At 79.9% G+C, this 457-nt stretch carries 1 protein-coding gene; it reads left to right on the top strand.

Translation table 11 applies throughout. The annotated features are described in order from the left end of the window. Positions 1-431, top strand: a 431-nt coding sequence (locus N866_RS16625; RefSeq protein ID WP_216699472.1) for an SdpI family protein, incomplete at its 5' end; no start/stop codon positions are given. Positions 432-457 lie beyond the last annotated feature (26 nt).

Raw genomic sequence — 457 nt, 5'->3', positions numbered from 1 at the left:
GTCGGGCCGGCGGTCGGGCCGGCGGTCGGGCACGGAGGGGGACACTGATGGAGGACCAGGGCGTGCTGCTCGCGGGAGCGGTACTGCTCGTCGTCGGGGCGGTCGCCGTCCGGGAGGTCAATCGGGCGGCCGCCGACGGCAGGCTCGGCCCGAACCGCGGGGCAGGCTTCCGGACCCGGGCGACGCTGTCGTCGCCGCAGGCGTGGCAGGCCGGGCACCAGGCGGGACGCACCGTGACCGATGTCGCCGGGCTGGTGGGCGCCGTCCTCGCGGCGGTGGCCGCGGTCGTGATCCTGGTGGGCGGCCCGCCGGGCCTCGTCCTGGCGGCCTTCCTCGCGAGCGCGGCGGCCCTGCTGACCGGGGCGCTCGTGGGCGGGGTACTTGCCCACCGGGCCGCGCGCGCCGTCCGGGAGGGCCGGGCGGACCGGTGACGCGGTGGGCGCCGTCGGCTGCTGGG

It is taken from the genome of Actinotalea ferrariae CF5-4, from assembly GCF_000603945.1.
GTDB classification, from domain to species: Bacteria; Actinomycetota; Actinomycetes; order Actinomycetales; family Cellulomonadaceae; genus Actinotalea; species Actinotalea ferrariae.
Note: the sequence above shows the minus strand (reverse complement) of the source record. Positions and strands in the feature narration are given on the sequence as shown.